This window comes from Halohasta sp. A2 (genome assembly GCF_056175805.1).
The window spans coordinates 1-483 of the sequence record NZ_JAQFWV010000202.1 but is presented as its reverse complement, the minus strand read 5'-3'; the positions used below and the strand labels follow the sequence as shown (position 1 = coordinate 483).

General features: G+C 52.0%; 1 protein-coding gene. It reads left to right on the top strand.

Translation table 11 applies throughout. From position 1 onward, the window contains the following. The coding region (locus tag O2S87_RS18780; RefSeq protein ID WP_475410231.1) for an IS4 family transposase at nucleotides 1–483 on the top strand (483 nt) is incomplete at both ends.

Below are 483 nucleotides of genomic sequence, written 5' to 3'. Positions count from 1 at the left end.
GCGACCTCGTTGAGCGAGGTCGCGACTCGGTTGAGATTCAACAAGGCGGAGGCCGAGAAGCCAGGACAGCAGAAGTGTCGATTACAACTGGCACTTGTGAGGTGCGTGCGCCAAAGAATAACCCTGAACAGGAAGGGTCGGTTGAACTCAACGTGGTGAGAGCAGATGAAATCAGTGAGGCAGATGATCCGATTCAGTGGGTGCTGCTCACCACTGAATCGGTTAGTACGCTTGAGGATGTGTTGAAAATCATCGAGTACTACCGTCTTCGATGGCGGATCGAAGACTGGCACAAAGTACTGAAGACTGGTTGTAGGATAGAAGAACGCCAACTTCAGACGTGGGAGCGAATGGAAGTTTTACTCAGCGTGTACTCGGTGATTGCGTGGAAGGTTCTTGAGTTGCGTGAGTTAGCTCGTGGAGAAGGTACAACTCCACCAGATGTCTTGTTGACCGAGGCCGAACGCGCAGTTCTGGAAACGA